The following is a 20,172-nucleotide window of genomic DNA, read 5'->3' as shown; positions in this document are numbered from 1 at the left end:
TCACTGCAATTCACCCTCGTGACAAAGTTGGATGACAATATTTTGCTTATCAATTTCATGTAATTTATTCAGCGTTTCATAATACGCTTGCTTATCATCCATGATGATATTAGCAATCGCCATTGGCCCACGTAATTGTTTATAGTTGGTTGGTGACCACGCGGCATCCCCCGCAAGGAGCACCCAACCTGTATTCGTTAAAACGCATAAACCAATGTGACCTGCTGCATGACCAGGAAGCGGTACAATTAATAAGGTCTTTTGCTTATTTACGGCGTAACCTTCGCCTAATATTTGCAATTCATGAGGCAAAGAAACACGCTCAAACCCTTCATAAAACACAGTGCGTTGTTCAAAATCATCGGGTAATAACCCGCTGACAAAGGCATTTTTTAAGGCGGCAAAACCAGTTAAGTGACGTGTTTTTGCCCACCCATCACCAGAGCAAATAATGGGGATCTCAGGGAAGTCACGTAGCCCTGCGATATGGTCACCATGAAAGTGAGACAAAATAACGGCATTAATATCTGCGGGTTTTATTCCATCATCAGCCAGCTGATTAACTAATGCCTGTTTACTGTCGAAGTAAACTGGGGTAATGGCTCGATATAACCGCATAATTCCGTGGCGGGTATGATCATAAAAATGCGTCGCATAACCAGTATCAAATAACCAACGTTGGTTTTCATCGTTAATTAACCATGCTCTGGCAGGAAATTTACAGGATTTAAAGCTCGCACCTTTAAGGGCGACGCAACCTGGGTGTGTGCAATACCCCACTTCATACTGGTGGATGGTTAACATAAATTCTCCTGCTGTTTTAACCATTTCGCCGTTAATTTGACCCCTTGTTGCATCGTATATAAAGGGTAATAACCGAGTTCTTGTTGTGCTTTTTGGTTATCAAGTGTCATGGTGAAATAGGCGGCTCCAAGGCTATAACGCGTCAGTAAGGGTTCTTTTCCTGTTATATAGCCAATCGCTTCTAAAAGAGTTGCCAGACCATACAGTAACGGGTAAGGCGCAGAACGAATTTCACACTTTAAATTCAATTCACTAAACAATTGTTGAAGCGTTTGCTTTAGCGCTTGAGGCTGTTGATTGGTGATATTGTAGGCAGCTCCACTTTTAAGTCCATTTTTAACAGTCGCTAATTGCATACTGTGAACCACATTTCCCACATAAGTGAGGTCGAAATGGTTATTTCCCCCATTAGGTAATATCAATTTACCTTGGCGTGATTTTATTTGTGCTAATAACCTCGGTAAAAGTACACGGTCATGAGGTCCAAATAACCCCCTTGGACGTAAAATAGTGTAGCGTGTTGTTGGAAACTGGCTCACACACTGTTCGATAACGGTTTCTGCTAAATATTTTGTTCTTGCATATTGATTGGCAAAATGGGTATTAACCGTCGATTCACTAATATCTTGCTGGTGTGTGAAATTGAAATAAATTGCAGGGGTAGAAATATGAATAAAGCGCGAAACGTTAGCTTCACCAGCGGCAGTTGCTAAGGTTTGAGTCGCATGTATATTTGTTTTTTCAAAGTCTTGGCGCTTTCCCCAAGGCGAAGAAAGTGCGGCACAGTGCCATATTGCATCACAGCCGGCCATTAGTTTTTTGGCATCTTGCTGGGTTAAATCGGCCAATTCTACTGAAATAAATTTAGCACCCATTTGGCTCAGTTGTTGACCTGCTTGTTGATTACGACCACAAGCAATGACTTCAATACCCCTTTGCAGTAAATATTCGCTAGCATTGCGTCCTAGCCCACTGGTTGCGCCGGTGACTAATATTTTCACGGGATAAGTACCATTGCACATAGTGCTAATCCTGCTGCTGTTCCGATTAACATTGCACTTTGCTTTTCATAAAACCGACCGCTAATAATCGCCTCATGTAATGCTGAGGGGATAGATGCTGCGACTTGGTTACCACGATATCGATAGATATCAATCAATTGGTCTGTTGTTACCCCGACACGTTGGCGCATATGCTCTAACGATAAATGACTAGCTTGGTGTGGAATAACTGTCTCTATTTGCTTGAGTTGTAAGCCTGATTCATGAAAAACCTGTTGCATAAAGTCTTCAATTAAAGAGGAGGCTAAGCGGAATAGTTTTTTACCTTGCATATGGAAAAGGAAATCATCCTCAGTCATACCTGAACGCGGATTACGCCTTGTACCGCCAGCTCGGATTTCACAAAAATCAATGCCAGCAGTATAAGTTGTATGGGTATAAGAAATAATACCGCTAGTTCCATCGCCTTTTTCAACGATCACACAAGCTGCACCATCCCCAAAAATCAATGATGATTCCTTGTCCTGCCAATCAATTCCCCGTGAAGCAATATCTGCAGAGACGATAGCAATTCGCTGATAAGCACTGGTTGCGAGTAAGCCCGCGGCAACTTGTAATGCGGTAATAAAACTAATACAACTGGCATTGACATCAAAGCATGCAATGCCTTCCCTTAAGTTTGATTGCTCCAGGATATGCGCTGCAGAGCAGGGTAACGCCTGAACAGGGATAGCAGAGGCATTTATTAGCATATCAATACTTTGAGGATTGATATGACTAGCGTCCAGTGTGTTTTGGATCGCCTGAGCTGCCAGCTCGGCTTGCGAATCAGTATTACTGGCATGATAGCGGTATTCAATGCCTGAATGTTTTTCAACAAACCCTATCGATTTATTGAGTTTTTCATCAAGCATTGAAGAAAAAATTTTATTCTTAGGCAGTGCTACACCAGAAGCTATGATTTTAAGTGGGGTGATTAAGCTATTACCAGACATATAAAGTAGTGCCTATCTAACAAAGATGGGGGTAATAAATATCAGAGTTCTACCATTTAATATATAGGAATTACGGAGTTATTATTATCGGTAAACTCTTTATGAACCTCGTCAATTAGCGCGTAAATAATTGTTTGCCATGCTTTAGGTAATGACGATTGCCAAACAACGTCAATTTGCCATTGGGCTTGCTTGTGATGTTGAATAGGAATAAAGCAGATATCTTCCCGGCTAATATGCCTCGCACTGTATGGAACAAGGCTTACGCCTACTTTAGCGGCAACCAATGCAATAAGAGTCTGAATATCATTAGCTTCCTGCAATGGGGTAATTTTAACCCCCTCAGATTGCAGGTAGCGCTGAATTTGCTGATATAGACCTAAACCGCGTTGAGCCCGCAATGTGAGTAATGGATATTGCGCTAAGTAGTCATTTATTGTGTTTTTCTTCTGATGACCTTGGGCTATAGCAAGAGCGAGTACTTCCTGTTTTAATTTCTGGCTTGTAAGTGTTTTTGTAGTGGCTGTATCAAGGTGGCGAGTAAAGGCAATATGCAGTTGATGTTCTTGAAGCTGTTTTTCCATTTCATGGGAGGGCATATCATCTAGTTGAATCGCAATATTAGGTAATTTTTCACGAAGCCGTGCAACAAAAAAAGAAGCTTCCTGAAAAGTTGAAATCCCAAAGCCGACATTTAAGGACAATGGTGGTTTTTCTCCAAGAGCGATAGCTTGGTTAAGCAACTCCATTATTTGGCTAATAGCTTGTTTTGCATAAGGTAATAATGCTTGGCCCGATTCGGTGAGTACAGCACCGTGGCGACCACGCTGAAATAATATTATACCTAATTGGTTTTCTAATAATTTTATTTGCTTTGTTAAAGCCGGTTGGCTAATACAGAGGCGTGACGCGGCTTCACGATAGTTTGCCGTATCAGCGAGGGTAATAAATGCACGAAGAAGCCGAGTATCCATTATGGTTTGCTGCACACCTCTTAGTTGAAATGTATTAACTCTATAATATCCACCTTATTAATAAGATACTATAGAGTTTCCGGTCTTATGGTTTAGTGCTTTTACTTGGGTTAGGCACTGAAGGTGGTGTCTGGCAAGCAAAACGAACACGGCGAATATCCGTTTCATTGCCTATTGTTTCATTGATCATTCGGTAAAGTTCTGGCCGTCTTCCCGTTAGCCAACGTCGACCACTTGATGTTGGCAGTAAGTTGAGGTCAAGATCCGCAATGACCATATCATCGTCAATGGCTAAGCTTTCGTTGATAATCCGCCCATAAGGGTCAATTATCATCGCATTTCCAGTACGAATTTCATCATCATCTAAACCTACGCCATTACTGAATAGGTAAAACACACCGTTATCATGGGCTCTAGCAGGTAGCCAGCGCATCAGCCATCCACGCCCATGTTCCCCTTGAAATGCATCAAATAATGCTTGTGGGTTATTTTGCCTATTTTCCCAAAGGTTCAGGTCGAGTGGTTTCATTCCATATGGGCTACTTGAATGAGTTCCTCCTGTTTGATGGGGAGCAAGAATAATATCAGCACCTAGCAGTGCGTTGATCCGCGGGTTTTCTATCAAATTATTATCCCAGCAAATTAAGATCCCCACTTTAACCCCCCATGGGGTATCGAATACCGTATAGCTATCTCCACTATGGATAACGGGGTGTTCAAAGGCATGTAATTTTCGATGAGCATGGTATTGCCCATCCGGCATGCAGGCAACCCAAGTATTGTAGCATTGCCCATCTAAGCCTCTTTCAATTAACCCGACACCGATGAGCATATCTAATTCTTTAGCCCGCTGGCGGATTAGGGACAATGATGGGCTATCGTGTAGTGTTTCACTGAGCGCATAAACGGCAGGAGCAGCTAGTTTAGGAACATGCCAGTAACCAGTTATGCACATTTCAGGCAAAACAAGTATTTTTACTTTTTGTTTTGCGGCTTGGGTAATGAAATGGTGAATACGCTCTAGGTTATAAGCTTTGTCGCCAGGTTTATGTTGGAATTGCACTGTTGCAACGCGAAGTAATGATTGTGTTTGCATAGAATCTCCTTGGTTAAGGAGATCAAAGCAGGTTATTCGCACAAAAAATAATGAGTTATTTTCTTGTTCAATTACTATTTGTTATCGGAAGGGTGTCCTTAGTTGTTATCAAATATATATATCGATAAATAAATATTTTTAAATATATTATTTCGTATGGCGTTCAAAAAAAGACTTTTCTTGGTGTTGATATCTTTATAGCGTTATTGATCTTAGTTTAACCCATTGACTAATATATTTTCTGCCAAGCTATGAATTTTATAAATAAACGATGAAAGTGATAGCTATTCTAAGTATTGACTCACTGAATTTCCCCTAAAATGCTTTGAGGAGCAGCCATATTCTGTGTTTTATGAATGGTTTTTACTGTTTAAGAGATATCTTACAAGAATAAACATCGATTTTATGCACTTTTTACCAGCTAAGGTGATAATTATTATGTTTTATTTTTGTTAAATTGTTTTTTTATAGCTCTTTTGGCAATAATATTTCTTATTTTGTTACATTTGGAAATAAATATAACCGATTGTTATTTAAAGGTTATTTTTCCAATATTAATTTATTAAATCTAAAAAATGGGGTATTTAACTATTTGATAATAGTATTACTCGCTAAATGAGAATTACACGGTTTTTATGAGTCAAAAATAGATGTTTTAACCTATTCTCTGATTTTTTATCTTTCGCACTCTTAATGGGAGTATGGAAAATTGACTATCAATTCCATTATAAAAAATGATAAAAATAAAAATACCACTGACAATGGTTTTTTTAAAATAAACTAAAACAATGTAAAAAATAAATTAATTTATAATTTTTTTATATAAAAATACTTATTAATCAATGGCTATATTATTAAATACCTAAAAATCATCTGAAACTATCAAGTAAGGTTACTTGAGTCTCATTTTTATATATTACCATTATGGGTTGTAATATAGTCTAATTTTACTTAAATCAACGTGTTAGGATTATAAATATCATATGAATAATAAGGTGAAGTTGTATTATTTAGGTGATTTTCTTTTTAGTGATAAAGCTAAATTTAAATGAACAAATATTGATAGGTTTCACTGACTTGAATTGATTAAATTGATCGTTAGAAACAGTTTTACTTTTATATATTGAAATTTATAATTAACTCAAATTACGAGTTTTAATTAATTTGTTCTATTTTAATTTGCATTTGTAAGTACAAATTTTATTATACTAAAGGTTTTTGATCTGTTATATAGTTTAGCCGTTTAATATTTTAGGTTATCTTGGGCTATCGTTGATGACAAACGTTAATAGAATAGTAGGAAAAGAAATTAGAAAAAGAAGAAAGCACTTGGGGCTTTCTGGTTTTGAATTGGCAAATCTTGTTGGTGTTAGCCAGCAACAAATTTCACGCTATGAAAGGGGGGAGTGTAACATTAATATCGAAAATTTACATGTTCTCGCTAATGCGCTGGAAACGGAGATGATTTGTTTTTTCATTGATGATGTATTTATAAATAAAGAAAATAATCATATATAAATATTAAAATTAGTCTAATTATAAATGCTAAAATAATCATCCATTAGTATGGGTGTATTAAGATAAATTCACATTTCATAAAAATAATTATTTTTAATAACGGTGTATTACTATATTTATTGTATATAGTAAATGCCTGCTTTTTTATTACACTCTTAGCAAAAAAATATCAACTTAATAATTATCTTGATTATTAGGTGATTGGTACATCTGTCGTCTTTTTATAGGAAAATATAAATGAAATTAACCAAAATTGCATTAGCTACAATTATCGCATCTTCATTTGGCATTGCAAATGCAGCACCAGTAGACCAAGGTAGCGGTATTATTAACTTTACGGGTAAAGTTATCAATGCACCTTGCTCACTTCCTGGTGATGGCACAATCAATGTAGACCTCGGCCAAGTTGCAAATAAAGTATTAGAAACCGGTAATAAATTTAGCCAAAGCGTTCAGTACAATATTGCTTTAGAAAACTGTGACTTAGGTGAAGTTAAAGATTCTAACGACCAAGTTGTTTTCCCTGCGGTTAGCAAAGTTAAAGTCACTTTCACAGGTACTCCGGACACTACGGCTAAAGAATTATTAGCAAATACAGGTACTTCTAAAGGTGTTGGTGTTCGTTTAATCAACGCTGATGGTGCGACAATGAAAGTAGGTGATACAAGTGTTGAGATGCCATTAGCTGATGGTCCAAACAAACTGGCATTCAGTGCTCGTGTTGAAGCAAATGGTGACAAAGTTGAAACAGGTAGTATCATTTCTCAAGCAACTTACGCTTTAAACTACCTGTAATTTATATTTTTAATAACAGGCATGTATTTGCCTGTTATTTTCCTTTGTTATTTGCTTTTTATTTTTTTGGCAGGGAACTCCATGTCTTTATTGCCTCATTTTAAAATGAATAAAATATTATTTTCTATTGTATTGGCATTTTCTATTTCAGAAATATCCAATGCTGTGGAATTTAATATGAATATTATTGATGCAAAGGACAGAGATAATATTGACTTGAGTCAGTTCTCAAACCCTGATTTTATTCCAGCCGGTGAATATCTGACAGATATTACGTTGAATGGCCGAAAGTTATCTGGTCAACACTTAATTAAGTTTATTGAAACGAGTAAAGATAATTCAACACTCTGCATTACACCAGAAATGGTAGATATTTTTGCACTAAAAAAGAAGGTTAAGGAAGAACTTCTGCAAAATAATAATGGCCAGTGTGTTGAACTATCTAAAAATTTAGATATTACATATCGCTTCGACAAGGCGAATCAAAATATCTTATTTTCTATTCCTCAAGCTTGGTTAGAGTATGACGACCCTTATTGGGTTCCACCATCTCAATGGGAGAATGGCATTACAGGGGCTTTTCTTGACTATAACCTATTTGCGAATTATTCCTCTCCTAAAAATAATAGTGAAACATTTAGTGCCAGTAGTAATGGTACCACTGGTATCAATTTAGGTGCTTGGCGTTTTCGTGCAGACTATCAATATCAATATAATCGTTCTCAAGGGAAAACAAACGAACGTTTCGATTGGACCCAACTTTATGCTTTTCGTGCATTACCAGAAATGGGTGCGAAAGTATTGTTAGGGGAGTCTTATTTAAAAACAAACCTATTTGATAGTTTCCGTTTTATTGGTGCTTCTGTTTTCAGTGATAATCGCATGTTACCGCCTTCTTTGCGTGGGTATGCGCCACAGGTAACAGGGATTGCAAAAACAAATGCAATGGTGATTGTTTCACAAAATGGGCGAGTGATTAAGCAAGCAAGGGTAGCTCCAGGGCCATTTAATATCCAAGATATTACAGAAGCTGTACAAGGCACCTTAGATGTGACTATCGAGGAAGAGGATGGGTCAAAAACGACGTATCAAGTGACTGCGGCATCATTGCCGTTTTTAACTCGCCAAGGGCAATTTCTGTATAAATTTACGGTCGGTCAGTCCGATCCATTTGGTCGCTCGCAGAAAGTCGACCCGCGGTTTATTGCGGGTGAGATATCCTATGGGTTATTTGGAAATACCTCTCTTTTTGGGGGCTTAATAGCGACTATTGATAATACTAATTACCAAGCTGTAAACCTTGGTATTGGGCAAAATATGAATATGTTTGGTGCGATCTCACTGGATATTACTCGCACACACGCAAACTTAGATAATTTTGGTTCTTATTCAGGTAATAGCTATCGTTTAAATTATTCTAAGCGCTTTGAGTCTACGAATTCCCAGGTGACATTCGCTGGCTATAAGTTCTCTGAAAAAGAATTTTTAACCATGCCGCAATATATTGATGCAGCTAATGGAGCGCTGGACTTTAGACGCGATAAAAACGTGTATACGGCATCTTTTAATCAATATATCAGCCCATTAGATTTAACTATTTATTTTAATGCGTCACATCATCAATTTTGGAATAGTGAATCTACAACTAACTTTGGGATGAGTTTCAGTAAATTGTTTAGTGTTGGGCAGATTAAAAATATTTCTGGGACATTGTCACTTAATAAAATTAAATATGAAACGACAGATGATAACCAAATTTATTTATCATTTTCTATCCCATTAGAAGGCGGTAGCTCCATCAGTTATGACGCGCAATATGCTGATAATGACCACAGTTTTGGGCAGTCTGTTGCGTACTATAGCGAGAATGTGAATAACAACTATTGGAGTATGCGTGTTGGCGGTTCTCAACATGAACTTGGACGCGCAGAGCCAAATATTAGCGGTAGCTATCAGCATTCATCTCCTTACGGCGTATTAAACGTCAACGCGACGGAAAATATTAATTCTTATCGTGCATTTGGCGGTAGTTGGTATGGTTCGATGACAGCCACAAAATACGGCGCAGCAATGCACCGCAATGGAACCAATAATGAGCCGCGAGTTATGATTGATAGTGACAATGTTGCTGGTATTTCTATTGATAATGGCGAGTCAGTGACGAACCGTTTCGGGATTGGAGTGGCGACAAGTTTGAACAGTTTCTCCAATTCAGATGTATATATCGATATGAATACATTACCAGATGATGTTGATGTTAATGACAATATCATTGGTAAAACATTAACTGAAGGTTCGATTGGTTACCAAAAAATAAAGGCAAATCAAGGGAAACGTATTTTAGCGGTTATTCGCTTGAGTAATGGGAATTATCCACCATTAGGGACGAGTGTTATTGAAGTGAATACCGGTAGGGAAGTCGGCATCATCGCAGATAGTGGGGTGACTTATTTGACCGGTGTTAATCCAGAAGAAAACTACATTGTTAAATGGGCCAGTGGCGCGAATCAGTGTCGTTTAAATTTACCTAATATTGCCGAAAAAAATCAGGGGAAAGTCCTGATCCCTTGCCAATAAAGGAATGATGTATGAGTAAAAAGTATGTAGTCGCTTTAGGGCTTTCACTCGTTTTTGTCGGTATGCAATTTGCGTCCGCAGCAATCAATATTGACCGTACCCGAATTATTTTTCCGGGCAAAGATAAGTCGATTAGTTTGGTTATTAATAATCAAAGTAAAACAATGCCATATTTAGCTCAGTCTTGGATGGAAGATGAAAAAGGGAATAAGGTTTCAGAACCTTTTACGGTACTCCCTCCTATGCAACGGGTTGAACCAAATGCGAAAAACCAAATTAAAATCATCAAAACAGAAGGCGTTGATTTACTTCCCCAAGATAGAGAATCGCTATTTTATTTAAATGTACGTGAAATTCCGCCTGTCGCTGATAAAGAAAATGTCGTGCAAATTGCGATTCAAAGCCGTTTGAAAATGTTTTATCGCCCACCTCAGATTGAAAATAATAGCGATAAGGTTTGGGCAAAAGAATTGAAATATACTCATACAGGTAATCAATTACTCATTGAAAACCCAACAAAATATTATGTGACATTAGGTTATTTAAGTAACAACAATAGAAAAAATTTCCCCGGTTTTGAAAGTGTTATGGTGGCACCTCTTTCGAAAGAACGTGTTGTCGTGCCGAGCGAAGGGTTTACTCAATTGTACACCGGGTACATGGATGATTACGGCGGTATGAAGATGTTGACTTATCGATGTGCTGCTTCGACATGCCAATTGTCAAAAGAGAGTCAATAGGATTTTAGAAATGAGAAATTGTTACTTTTCAATATGTTTTTTCATGTTGTCTTTGGTTGGAAATCATTCTTACGCAGACAGTAGCATGATGAGAGGAGACCTTAATTTTACAGGGAATGTTATTTCATTACCTTGCAAAATCTCATTTTCCTCTATTGATCAAAATATTGAACTTGGCCCAATTTCTCTGAACTATTTTAATGAGATCGGGGATCGAAGCCCTAAGCATGAGATCAAATTAAAATTTGATGATTGTATTTTTCCCAAACGCGACCGTGATGATAGAGACCCTGTTGTTCGGCTTATGTTTATTTCAGAACCAACCAGCAGCACAGACCGTAATTTATTTGGCGGTAAAACAATTTTAAATGGTTATGGTATTCGGTTAATGGATAAAGATGGAAATATTGTGCCAAATGGTGAATATCGCAGTTATCCGATTTATTTTGATGATAACCAGCAAATTACTATCTATTCCATGCTCGAGAGTTATCTTTCAAGAAGTGAATTAACAGTGGGTAATATAAAAACACAGATTACCTTGAATATTACCTACCTATAAAAGGTGTATAAATCATGATACACAAGTTTATTACAAAATATGGTTTCTACTTTTTATTTTTATTTATCTTTATAAGCCCAAAGACATTTGCTTTAGATTGTGTAGAAGCAGGAACAGGGGTTGTGATTAAGCCTCCAGTACCTGTTGGGCAATTAGCTATTCCTTCTGATACACCGGCAGGTACCATTATTTGGCAATCAGACCCAATGACCGTAACGGTATATTGCGATAATGTTTTGGGAAATATGGTTGACGTTGTCCATATGTATTTTAATCCGACGTCCCAAAAATTGGGCACCGGTTTATTACTTGGAGCGAATTATCAAGGCGAATTACTTGAGCGCGATAAACAAAGAGTGAATTTAGGTACACCTCCGATTAGCGGCAAGCAAAACGTTACCGTGACAGTCACTTTCACGTTATATATTAAAGTAACGGGTATAGTTCCGCCATCAGGTAATTATGAGGGAGATAACCAGTTTACGGTTTTCCAGTTTGATGGTAGTGGAGGAATAAACATGACTCCGGGAGCGAAAAACCTACGATATGCAATATCGGGGCTAAGGGGGATTCGTTTTTTAAAATGCGGTGCGGATATAAAAGTGTACCCTGAATCACAGCAGATTGATTTTGGCCAGATGATGATCACTGAGCTGAACCAAGGTAAAGAGTTTAAAAAAAGTTTTCAAGTTCAAGCTGTGAAAAGAGGCTGCCTCGATAATTTTTCCATGAATATTAATTTTGAAACCACCGATCCGTTAAATGGTGAATATGCGATTGATTTAAAAAACGGAACCAATCTAACGATTATGGATGATAAAAGTAACCGTATAAAATTTAACTACTTTCAATTTTTTGGGAGCTTGCCTCAAGGAAGTACATCTGTAACTCGTGACTACAGTGCGTCGATTAAAAAAGTTAGCTCAGTGAAAACAGGGGCATTTAACGCCTCAACTATTGTTCGTATTAACTACTATTAATTTGCATATATGTGAAAAGAGCAGGCTTTGAACCTGCTCTTTTTCTATGGTGCACAAAGAGACAAACTAACGAAAGTGAATGTAATTCATTACTTAGTATAGAGAGTCTTATTTAACACATTTACGGCAGCTTTTATCTTGAACTTGCTCAAAGAAATTATTTCCTTTGTCATCCACAAGAATAAAGGCTGGCAACCCTTCAACTTCCATTTTCCAAATCGCTTCCATTCCTAATTCTGGATACTCAAGGCAATTTAAACTTTTCACATATTCTTGAGCGAGGATCGCAGCTGAGCCCCCGATACTGCCTAAATAGAAACCGCCATGTTTTTTACACGCATCAGTCACTAATTGAGTCCGATTACCTTTTGCAAGCATCAACATGCTACCACCATGGGACTGAAACAAATCTACATAAGGGTCCATGCGGTTGCCTGTTGTTGGGCCTAAAGAACCGGAGACCATGTCTTCTGGTTTTTTCGCTGGCCCTGCGTAGTACACCATATGGTCTTTAAAGTATTGCGGTAACTCTTCGCCGTTATCTAAACGCTCTTTAAGCTTGGTATGAGCAATATCACGAGCAATAATGAGTGGACCACTGAGGGAAACTCGAGTCGATACAGGGTGTTTACTTAGCTCGGCCAAAATATCTTTCATTGGACGGTTAAGGTCGATATGAACCACTTTCCCTTCTGTTTGGTTACGCATCGATTCAGGGATATATTGGGCTGGATTATGTTCCATTTTTTCAAGCCACAAACCGTCTTTAGTGATCTTAGCCTTGATATTACGGTCAGCAGAGCATGAAATGGCTAACCCGATTGGGCAAGAGGCTCCGTGGCGTGGTAAGCGAATAACACGGACATCATGAGCAAAATATTTACCGCCAAATTGTGCACCAAAGCCAAGGTGACGTGAGGCTTCTAATAACTCATTTTCTAACTCAATATCACGGAAAGCACGGCCGTACTCATTACCTGTTGTCGGTAAGTTATCGTAGTATTTAGCAGAAGCCAATTTGGCTGTTTTCAGCGTAGTTTCAGCAGAAGTACCGCCAATAACGAATGCGATATGATATGGAGGGCAAGCGGTTGTCCCCAAATTACGCATTTTATCAATTAAGAAGTCTTTTAATTTAGCAGGAGTTAGCGTTGCTTTGGTTTCTTGGTAAAGGGCTGACTTATTAGCAGAGCCGCCGCCTTTGTTGACGAACAGGAAGTGGTATTCATCACCTGTAGTCGCAAAAATATCAAATTGTGCAGGTAGGTTCGTGCCTGTGTTGACTTCATTGAACATATCAAGTGGAGCATTTTGAGAAAAACGTAGGTTTTCATGTTGAAATACGTTATAAATCCCTCGAGAGAGGTATTCTTCGTCATCGCAGCCCGTCCAAACTTGCTGGCCTTTTTTACCAACAACAGCAACTGTTCCGGTATCTTGGCAGTTTGGTAAAATGCCTTTTGCAGAGATATCAGCGTTACGCAGCAATTGTAGTGCTACGTATTTATCATTTTCACTGGCTTCTGGATCATGCAATATAGCTGCAACTTGCTTTTGATGAGCAGCCCTTAGAAAAAATTGTGATTCATAAATTGCGCGTTCAGCAAGAAGTGTTAGTGCTTCAGGCTCTATTTTTAAAATTTGTTTACCCGCGAATTGCTCGACAGAAACATATTTATCAGAAACTTGGGTATATTCAGTTTTATCCTCAGATAAAGGATATGGTTCTTGATAAAAAAACTCTTTATTAGCCATTTTGATCACTCACATATTAATTTCAGTGGAATATCCAAAAAATCACCCGTAGGCTTATGTTTATTCTTAATTAATTCAATTTGAAAGACACAAAGTAAAATTTATAGGTGTAATAATAAAACTAAGCTTACAAAACAAGTTACTAAAGGTTACAATTTAAGCTGATATTATATCAATTTGGCCCTTATATTCAAAGGGATGCATGAGATTATATGACGCGGATTAAATTTATAGGGATAAAAGTCATTGATTAATAAAAATTAGATTCAAATCACATAATATTATTAATAACTAAGGTTTTAACCATTTGTTATAGATGTTATCGATTATTGACTATTTAAGTGCTTAATCATGATAAATAGCTATGGCTACATTTTTTCAATTAAAACGATTCAGTTAATTCAATGCTTATTTTCATTTTATTTTTTGCAGGAATATGTGATTTAAAATCATACGGTATTTATAATCCAAGGGTTTTAAATAAATGAAAATGATTATTTACATAATTAAGTTCTATTTCCTATTAGATATTTTAAGCATATGAAAAGCATTGAATTTAACTTAAGTTTAGTGTGTGAATATACTAAGAAAATCTATAGATATCGATAAATTGATAGCATATACCTCTATGTTGCTTATTTTTATCAGAAATCTGATTTATTTATTGATAATTCATAATGAAAGGCAAACGAAATGGCGAAAATGGCTTTCAATTTACAAAAACTGTGTTTATCATGCAGGGCTTATGAACTATAAAATGGCGCTACTGGTTTTGGGCTTTGCTGGGGAAGGATGAAGAGTATATCTCCGACAAGCTTATACAGTCTTTAACGGTGGCGGTTCTATCTGCATTATTCCTAGGGATAGAGTGTATAATAAATGACTGAGACAACCTCTCTGACACCACTCGTCGAATTAAAATCTTTGAATAAAGGTTTTGATGGCAAACAAATTATTTCTGAACTTGACTTAACTATTCAAAATGGTGAGTTTTTAACCATTCTTGGGCCTTCAGGTTGTGGCAAAACGACGGTTTTACGTCTTATTGCTGGGCTAGAAGACGTCGATGATGGGAAAATTATTCTTGATGGTCAAGATATTACGGATATTCCCGCAGAGCAGCGCTTTGTGAATACCGTATTCCAAAGCTATGCTTTATTTCCTCATATGACCGTGTTTGAAAACGTGGCCTTTGGTTTACGCATGCAGAAAACACCTGCGGCTGAAATTCAAAAGCGCGTTGACCAAGCCTTGCGTATGGTTCAATTGGAAGATTTTGCTGAGCGTAGACCCAACCAACTGTCTGGTGGTCAACAACAGCGCGTGGCAATTGCTCGTGCCGTTGTTAATCGGCCGAAAGTCTTGCTGCTGGATGAATCATTGTCCGCGCTAGATTATAAACTACGCAAACAAATGCAAAATGAGCTAAAAGCCCTTCAGCGGAAATTGGGGATCACGTTTATTTTTGTTACCCATGATCAAGAAGAAGCTTTAGCGATGTCTGATCGGATCATCGTTATGCGTGAAGGGAAGATTGAGCAAGATGGTACGCCTCGTGAAATTTATGAGGAGCCCAAAAACTTATTTGTTGCTCAATTTATTGGCGAAATTAACATTTTCGATGCAAAAGTCTTGTATCGCCTTGATGACAAACGCATTCGTGCCAACGTCGAAGGCCATGAATGTGATATTTTCACCGAACTTTCTGTCGAGGAAGGGCAGCATGTTAATGTGTTATTACGCCCAGAAGACCTACGAGTTGAAGAAGTGAATGATGCCGATAATTACCCAGGGCTGATTGGCTACGTGCGTGAGCGTAACTACAAAGGCATGACGTTAGACTCAGTGGTTGAGATGGAAGATGGCAAAATTATCATGGTAAGCGAATTCTTCAATGAAGATGACCCTGATGTTGACCACTCCCTTAACCAAAAAGTTGCTGTGACTTGGGTCGAAAGCTGGGAGGTAGTTCTGGATGATCATTCGTAAACATAAAATTTTGCAGAATGTCATCATCACCGGTGTCGTTGCTTGGTTAGTCCTATTTGTCTTTTTGCCAAATGTCATGATTATTGGCACCAGTTTTTTGACACGTAGTGATACTAATTTAGTTGACCTCGTTTTCACATGGGATAACTACATTCGCTTATCTGACCCAATGTATGCAGAAGTGATGCTTCATTCGCTTAATATGGCGCTGATTGCGACCTTCTTCTGCTTAGTCATTGGGTACCCGTTTGCTTTTATATTGGCTAAGTTACCAAAGCGTATCCAACCCCTGATGCTATTTTTGTTGATTGTACCTTTTTGGACTAACTCACTAATCCGTATCTATGGTTTGAAAGTTTTTCTTAGTACCAAAGGGTACTTGAATGACTTTTTACTTTGGGTTGGCATTGTTGATAAACCTTTGAGAATTATGTACACGCCAGAAGCGGTAATATTGGGGCTTATCTATATATTACTGCCGTTTATGGTAATGCCGCTTTATTCAAGTATCGAAAAACTGGATAAATCATATTTAGAAGCGGCAAGGGATCTTGGTGCGAATAAATTCCAGCGGTTTGTAAAAATTATCATTCCATTAACGATGCCTGGGATTATTGCGGGCTGTCTATTAGTTCTGCTGCCTGCAATGGGGTTATTTTATGTTGCAGATTTAATGGGCGGAGCAAAAAACCTGTTAATTGGTAATGTGATTAAGAGCCAGTTCTTGAATATTCGTGATTGGCCATTCGGGGCAGCAACCAGCATTTTCCTAACTGTGATGATGGGGTTATTGCTGTATGTGTATTATCGAGCGGCTAAGCTTCTGAATAAAAAGGCATATGAAGAATGATCGGACGTACTTTGCGTGGTGGCTTTATGGCCATCATTTACGCTTATCTTTATATTCCAATTATTATTTTGATTATTAACTCTTTCAATGAATCTCGTTTTGGTATTCAGTGGCAAGGGTTTTCAACAAAATGGTATGAATTACTCAGTAATAATGACAGCTTATTGGAAGCAGCAGGGCATTCATTGACAATGGCTATCTTGTCAGCAACTTTTGCCACAGTTATTGGTACATTAACGGCGGTTGCTTTGTTTCGCTACCGTTTTAGAGGAAAGCCTTTTGTGGGGGGAATGCTGTTTGTGGTGATGATGTCCCCCGATATCGTGATGGCCATTTCCTTATTAGTGCTATTTATGATACTAGGTGTTTCACTGGGCTTTTGGTCATTGCTGTTTTCTCACATTACTTTCTGCCTGCCGTTTGTGGTTGTTACCGTATACGCAAGGCTCAAAGACTTTGATGTGAAGATGCTCGAAGCGGCACGTGACCTCGGTGCGGGTGAATTTACTATCTTACGTAAAATCATACTGCCTTTAGCATTACCTGCCGTTGTTGCTGGGTGGTTACTGAGTTTCACATTATCGATGGATGATGTGGTGGTTTCGTCATTTGTTACGGGGCCGAGTTATGAAATTTTGCCATTAAAAATTTATTCGATGGTGAAAGTGGGTGTTTCTCCTGAAGTGAATGCATTGGCAACCGTGTTGCTGATAATGTCCCTATTGCTTGTCTGTTTAAGTCAGTGGGTGATGCGGGATAAATACTCAAAAAAAGCCAAGTAATAAGTTAAACGATGGTGCTGTGTTTTGTTGTATTGCAGCATCTTTTTTAGTGCCATTAGGCGAGAGGGTGGGCTCCAATTGAGTCCATAAGATACATACCCTAAATAATTCAAGTTATTGCTTGAGATATGCGGGGGTAAAAACACGTTGTTGAGGGAAGCTCAGTCATGAAAAAATGGTCCTATCTACTGGCGGCAGGCTTAATGGCTGCAAGTATTGGCACGGCAACCGCCGCTGACGATAATAAAGACGTACTGTATTTCTATAACTGGACAGAATATGTTCCCCCCGGTTTATTAGAGCAATTTACCAAAGAAACGGGTATCAAGGTAATTTACTCCACCTATGAATCAAACGAAAGTATGTATACCAAATTAAAGACCTATAAAGAAGGTGCTTATGATTTGGTTGTACCATCTACTTACTTTATCGCCAAAATGAGCAAAGAAGGGATGCTGCAAAAGATCGATCAAAGTAAATTAAGTAATTTCAAAAACCTTGATCCAAATTTAATTCATAAAGAATTCGATCCAAATAACGATTATTCCGTGCCTTATATTTGGGGCGCTACGGGGATCGGGATTAACGGTGAAGCGGTTGATCCAGGCTCGGTGACTTCGTGGGCTGACTTTTGGAAACCTGAGTATAAAAATAGCCTACTAATGATGGATGATGCGCGTGAAGTATTCCAAGTCGCGTTGACTAAACTGGGCTATTCAGGGAACACGACCGACCCGAAACAAATTGAAGAAGCTTATAAAGAGCTACAAAAACTTCGTCCGAATATTTTAGCCTTTAACTCTGACAACCCAGCGACACCATTTATCGAAGGTGAAGTGGATGTGGGTATGTTATGGAATGGCTCTGCATTTGTGGCAAGGCAAGCAGGTCTACCTATTGAGGTCGTATGGCCAAAAGAGGGTGGGATTTTCTGGATGGATAGCTTAGCCATCCCAGCCAATGCAAAAAACGTTGAAGGTGCCCATAAGCTAATTAATTTCTTACTGCGCCCTGAAATTGCGGCACAAGTTGCTGAATCTATTGGTTACCCAACACCAAATTTAGAAGCTAAGAAAATGTTACCTGCGGAAATTGCTAACGACCCATCCCTTTACCCAAGTGAAGAGGTGCTGAAAAAAGGCGAGTGGCAAAGCGATGTCGGGAATACCAATATTCTGTATGAAGAGTATTTCCAAAAGCTAAAAGCAGGCCGTTAATAATCTGATTATTAGGTTTATTTTATGTAAAGGGCACTGGTTGAGTGCCCTTTTTTATGGGCGGCATATTGCCAACCCACTTATTTACTCACAATATTATGTGCCACAAACTTTGCAAAGGTATCGGCCCAAGGTTGTAAGAAATCTTTGCTTTTTGGTGAGATATTTCCCTGCTCATCCACCATGCCGTCATACCATTTCAGGTAACATTCGGGTTGGTTCATGGTAGGCATATTTAAGAATGCAAGGCTATTGCGTAGGTGCTGTTGGGCTACCGCGGTACTGATATTACCAATAGAAACACCTAAAATGCCTGCTGGAATGCCATCCCATGAATTATCACCCCAAGGGCGGGAACCTTGGTCAATGGCATTTTTCAACACGCCAGGGATTGAGCGGTTATATTCTGGGGTAGCAAAAATAATTCCGTCACAAGCTTTAATCTGCGATTTAAAATTTGCGACCACAGTTGGCACACTTTGGTCTGCATCTTGGTTGTAGAGAGGTAAGTCACCGATGTTGATAAACTTAAAGGTAAAGTTTGCTGGGAACAACTTGGTAATGGCCTTAGCCACGGTTAAGTTGTAAGAATCTGCACGTAAGCTACCAACAATAACACCAATACTATATTGATTTGACATGATAAAACCTCTTCTATCGACAGTTGATCATTATTACTTCATATGATTTGTATTTTGTCAGAACGTTGTTTCTTTTATTAAACATCATAATATGAACAGGTGCAAAATTTAAGTTAAATTAAAACGACAGAATAAGTGAAACAAATATCAAAAAAAATTGAATTTTTTAAATTAATTATAGTGATATGAATTATTACGATGGCATATTGTGAGTCCTCTTCCAGTATTTCTATTTACCCACTGACAAATCATAGTTACTTGATTTTAGTCAAAATGAAACATACCGACTGGTCGGTATCATTCGTTTCATGAATAAAACGGCACAGCATAGAAAAAAAGATCCCGCCAAACTCCAAGTTGAGTTACTCAAAGCGGCTCGCATTATTGCTGGTAGAGAAGGGATTTCTTCGTTATCTCTTAATGCTGTGGCAAGAGAAGCGGGTGTCAGTAAAGGCGGGTTGATGCACCACTTCCCAAGCAAACAGGAACTCATCCATGCGTTGTTTCTCCAATTATTGGGAATTATGGATGAGCGAATTCATTTGATTATGGAGAATGATCCGAATCCGTATGGGCGTTTCTCTCGTGCATATTTGCACTATATTGGTGAACTTAAAGAATCGGATGAAAGTTTTCAACTTGCTTTGCTGTCTTTAGCTATGCCAACAGAGCCGGTATTACGTCAATGTTGGCGAGATTGGGTGTTAGGCCATTTAGCAAATGGGGATGAATTTGATAATAGTTATTTAGGGGCATTAGTCAGGTATGCCGCTGATGGGTTATGGCTTTCGTCATTGACTGAAGGGGAAACATTATTACAACAAGAACGCGCTGCTATTGTAAGTCGGTTGACACAAATATCATTTGAAAAACTACCTGAGGAGTAACGGTAATAC

18 protein-coding genes are annotated in these 20,172 nt (G+C 38.3%); 11 read left to right on the top strand and 7 right to left on the bottom strand.

Going from position 1 to position 20,172, the window contains the following annotated elements; all coding sequences use genetic code 11:
• The 5 genes from ACHB7C_RS06070 to ACHB7C_RS06050 all read right to left on the bottom strand — a co-directional run bounded on the left by ACHB7C_RS06070 (nt 1) and on the right by ACHB7C_RS06050 (nt 4,870).
• Nucleotides 1-804, bottom strand: coding sequence for an MBL fold metallo-hydrolase (locus ACHB7C_RS06070; RefSeq protein ID WP_042845493.1), 804 nt, complete (start codon nt 802-804; stop codon nt 1-3).
• Complete coding sequence (locus ACHB7C_RS06065; RefSeq protein WP_129466669.1) at nt 798-1,805, bottom strand: NAD(P)-dependent oxidoreductase; 1,008 nt, start codon at nt 1,803-1,805, stop codon at nt 798-800. The genes ACHB7C_RS06070 and ACHB7C_RS06065 overlap by 7 nt, the downstream gene beginning before the upstream one ends.
• Complete coding sequence (locus ACHB7C_RS06060) at nt 1,802-2,800, bottom strand: 3-oxoacyl-[acyl-carrier-protein] synthase III C-terminal domain-containing protein (protein WP_042845492.1); 999 nt, start codon at nt 2,798-2,800, stop codon at nt 1,802-1,804. The genes ACHB7C_RS06065 and ACHB7C_RS06060 overlap by 4 nt, the downstream gene beginning before the upstream one ends.
• Nucleotides 2,801-2,856: 56 nt before the next feature.
• Nucleotides 2,857-3,774 carry a LysR family transcriptional regulator gene (locus ACHB7C_RS06055; protein WP_395346730.1) on the bottom strand — a complete coding sequence of 306 codons (918 nt, stop codon included), beginning with the start codon at nt 3,772-3,774 and terminating at the stop codon, nt 2,857-2,859.
• Between the two features lie 85 nt (nt 3,775-3,859).
• A complete protein-coding gene (locus ACHB7C_RS06050) occupies nt 3,860-4,870 on the bottom strand; it encodes a nitrilase family protein (RefSeq protein WP_131680119.1) in 1,011 nt (336 codons plus the stop codon).
• Nucleotides 4,871-6,145: 1,275 nt separating this feature from the next.
• Here ACHB7C_RS06050 and ACHB7C_RS06045 point away from each other — a divergent pair.
• From ACHB7C_RS06045 to ACHB7C_RS06020, 6 genes are all read left to right on the top strand, one after another.
• Nucleotides 6,146-6,388, top strand: coding sequence for a helix-turn-helix domain-containing protein (locus ACHB7C_RS06045; protein WP_042845488.1), 243 nt, complete (start codon nt 6,146-6,148; stop codon nt 6,386-6,388).
• A 237-nt stretch (nt 6,389-6,625) separates the two neighbouring features.
• Nucleotides 6,626-7,183, top strand: a complete 558-nt coding sequence (locus tag ACHB7C_RS06040) for a fimbrial protein (protein WP_042845487.1) — start codon at nt 6,626-6,628, stop codon at nt 7,181-7,183.
• Between the two features lie 81 nt (nt 7,184-7,264).
• Entirely contained in the window at nt 7,265-9,760 is a 2,496-nt protein-coding gene (locus tag ACHB7C_RS06035; RefSeq protein ID WP_129466463.1) for a fimbria/pilus outer membrane usher protein, read from the top strand.
• 11 nt (nt 9,761-9,771) lie between these two features.
• Nucleotides 9,772-10,500 (top strand): molecular chaperone, encoded by a 729-nt coding sequence (locus tag ACHB7C_RS06030; RefSeq protein WP_129466462.1) that lies wholly within the window; start codon nt 9,772-9,774, stop codon nt 10,498-10,500.
• A gap of 85 nt (nt 10,501-10,585) precedes the next feature.
• A complete protein-coding gene (locus ACHB7C_RS06025; RefSeq protein ID WP_226619077.1) occupies nt 10,586-11,062 on the top strand; it encodes a fimbrial protein in 477 nt (158 codons plus the stop codon).
• A 14-nt stretch (nt 11,063-11,076) separates the two neighbouring features.
• Nucleotides 11,077-12,042: a fimbrial protein gene (locus ACHB7C_RS06020; protein WP_166684973.1), complete on the top strand. Its 966-nt coding sequence runs from the start codon at nt 11,077-11,079 to the stop codon at nt 12,040-12,042.
• A gap of 108 nt (nt 12,043-12,150) precedes the next feature.
• On the opposite strand, the gene ACHB7C_RS06015 is transcribed toward ACHB7C_RS06020, so the two are convergent.
• Nucleotides 12,151-13,797, bottom strand: coding sequence for a fumarate hydratase (locus ACHB7C_RS06015; protein ID WP_042845480.1), 1,647 nt, complete (start codon nt 13,795-13,797; stop codon nt 12,151-12,153).
• A gap of 879 nt (nt 13,798-14,676) precedes the next feature.
• On the opposite strand from ACHB7C_RS06015, the gene potA reads away from it, so the two are divergent.
• The 4 genes from potA to potD all read left to right on the top strand — a co-directional run bounded on the left by potA (nt 14,677) and on the right by potD (nt 18,635).
• A complete protein-coding gene (potA, locus tag ACHB7C_RS06010; RefSeq protein WP_042845479.1) occupies nt 14,677-15,786 on the top strand; it encodes a spermidine/putrescine ABC transporter ATP-binding protein PotA in 1,110 nt (369 codons plus the stop codon).
• Nucleotides 15,773-16,636 carry a spermidine/putrescine ABC transporter permease PotB gene (potB, locus tag ACHB7C_RS06005; protein WP_042845478.1) on the top strand — a complete coding sequence of 288 codons (864 nt, stop codon included), beginning with the start codon at nt 15,773-15,775 and terminating at the stop codon, nt 16,634-16,636. The genes potA and potB overlap by 14 nt, the downstream gene beginning before the upstream one ends.
• Complete coding sequence (gene potC, locus ACHB7C_RS06000; protein WP_042845477.1) at nt 16,633-17,418, top strand: spermidine/putrescine ABC transporter permease PotC; 786 nt, start codon at nt 16,633-16,635, stop codon at nt 17,416-17,418. Before potB ends, potC begins: the two co-directional genes overlap by 4 nt.
• A 167-nt stretch (nt 17,419-17,585) precedes the next feature.
• Complete coding sequence (gene potD, locus ACHB7C_RS05995) at nt 17,586-18,635, top strand: spermidine/putrescine ABC transporter substrate-binding protein PotD (RefSeq protein WP_042845476.1); 1,050 nt, start codon at nt 17,586-17,588, stop codon at nt 18,633-18,635.
• Nucleotides 18,636-18,715: 80 nt separating this feature from the next.
• Here the strand turns inward: potD and ACHB7C_RS05990 are convergent, their stop codons facing one another.
• Nucleotides 18,716-19,276, bottom strand: coding sequence for an NADPH-dependent FMN reductase (locus ACHB7C_RS05990; protein WP_395346723.1), 561 nt, complete (start codon nt 19,274-19,276; stop codon nt 18,716-18,718).
• Between the two features lie 308 nt (nt 19,277-19,584).
• Here ACHB7C_RS05990 and ACHB7C_RS05985 point away from each other — a divergent pair, with 308 nt between their 5' ends.
• Nucleotides 19,585-20,163 carry a TetR/AcrR family transcriptional regulator gene (locus tag ACHB7C_RS05985; RefSeq protein WP_042845473.1) on the top strand — a complete coding sequence of 193 codons (579 nt, stop codon included), beginning with the start codon at nt 19,585-19,587 and terminating at the stop codon, nt 20,161-20,163.
• Nucleotides 20,164-20,172 lie beyond the last annotated feature (9 nt).

This window comes from Providencia sp. 2024EL-00732 (genome assembly GCF_044006275.1).
GTDB classification, from domain to species: domain Bacteria; phylum Pseudomonadota; class Gammaproteobacteria; order Enterobacterales; family Enterobacteriaceae; genus Providencia; species Providencia huashanensis.
Note: the sequence above shows the minus strand (reverse complement) of the source record. Positions and strands in the feature narration are given on the sequence as shown.

Excerpts from the sequence above, each read along its gene's own strand:
- ACHB7C_RS06040 (WP_042845487.1), top strand. The coding sequence starts at position 6,626 with ATGAAATTAACCAAAATTGCATTAGCTACAATTATCGCATCTTCATTT.
- potB (WP_042845478.1), top strand. The coding sequence starts at position 15,773 with ATGATCATTCGTAAACATAAAATTTTGCAGAATGTCATCATCACCGGT.
- ACHB7C_RS05985 (WP_042845473.1), top strand. The coding sequence starts at position 19,585 with ATGAATAAAACGGCACAGCATAGAAAAAAAGATCCCGCCAAACTCCAA.
- ACHB7C_RS06015 (WP_042845480.1), bottom strand. The coding sequence starts at position 13,797 with ATGGCTAATAAAGAGTTTTTTTATCAAGAACCATATCCTTTATCTGAG.
- ACHB7C_RS06025 (WP_226619077.1), top strand. The coding sequence starts at position 10,586 with ATGATGAGAGGAGACCTTAATTTTACAGGGAATGTTATTTCATTACCT.
- ACHB7C_RS06020 (WP_166684973.1), top strand. The coding sequence starts at position 11,077 with ATGATACACAAGTTTATTACAAAATATGGTTTCTACTTTTTATTTTTA.
- potC (WP_042845477.1), top strand. The coding sequence starts at position 16,633 with ATGATCGGACGTACTTTGCGTGGTGGCTTTATGGCCATCATTTACGCT.
- ACHB7C_RS06060 (WP_042845492.1), bottom strand. The coding sequence starts at position 2,800 with ATGTCTGGTAATAGCTTAATCACCCCACTTAAAATCATAGCTTCTGGT.
- ACHB7C_RS06050 (WP_131680119.1), bottom strand. The coding sequence starts at position 4,870 with ATGCAAACACAATCATTACTTCGCGTTGCAACAGTGCAATTCCAACAT.
- ACHB7C_RS05990 (WP_395346723.1), bottom strand. The coding sequence starts at position 19,276 with ATGTCAAATCAATATAGTATTGGTGTTATTGTTGGTAGCTTACGTGCA.
- ACHB7C_RS06055 (WP_395346730.1), bottom strand. The coding sequence starts at position 3,774 with ATGGATACTCGGCTTCTTCGTGCATTTATTACCCTCGCTGATACGGCA.
- ACHB7C_RS06070 (WP_042845493.1), bottom strand. The coding sequence starts at position 804 with ATGTTAACCATCCACCAGTATGAAGTGGGGTATTGCACACACCCAGGT.
- ACHB7C_RS06030 (WP_129466462.1), top strand. The coding sequence starts at position 9,772 with ATGAGTAAAAAGTATGTAGTCGCTTTAGGGCTTTCACTCGTTTTTGTC.
- potD (WP_042845476.1), top strand. The coding sequence starts at position 17,586 with ATGAAAAAATGGTCCTATCTACTGGCGGCAGGCTTAATGGCTGCAAGT.
- ACHB7C_RS06045 (WP_042845488.1), top strand. The coding sequence starts at position 6,146 with ATGACAAACGTTAATAGAATAGTAGGAAAAGAAATTAGAAAAAGAAGA.
- potA (WP_042845479.1), top strand. The coding sequence starts at position 14,677 with ATGACTGAGACAACCTCTCTGACACCACTCGTCGAATTAAAATCTTTG.
- ACHB7C_RS06035 (WP_129466463.1), top strand. The coding sequence starts at position 7,265 with ATGTCTTTATTGCCTCATTTTAAAATGAATAAAATATTATTTTCTATT.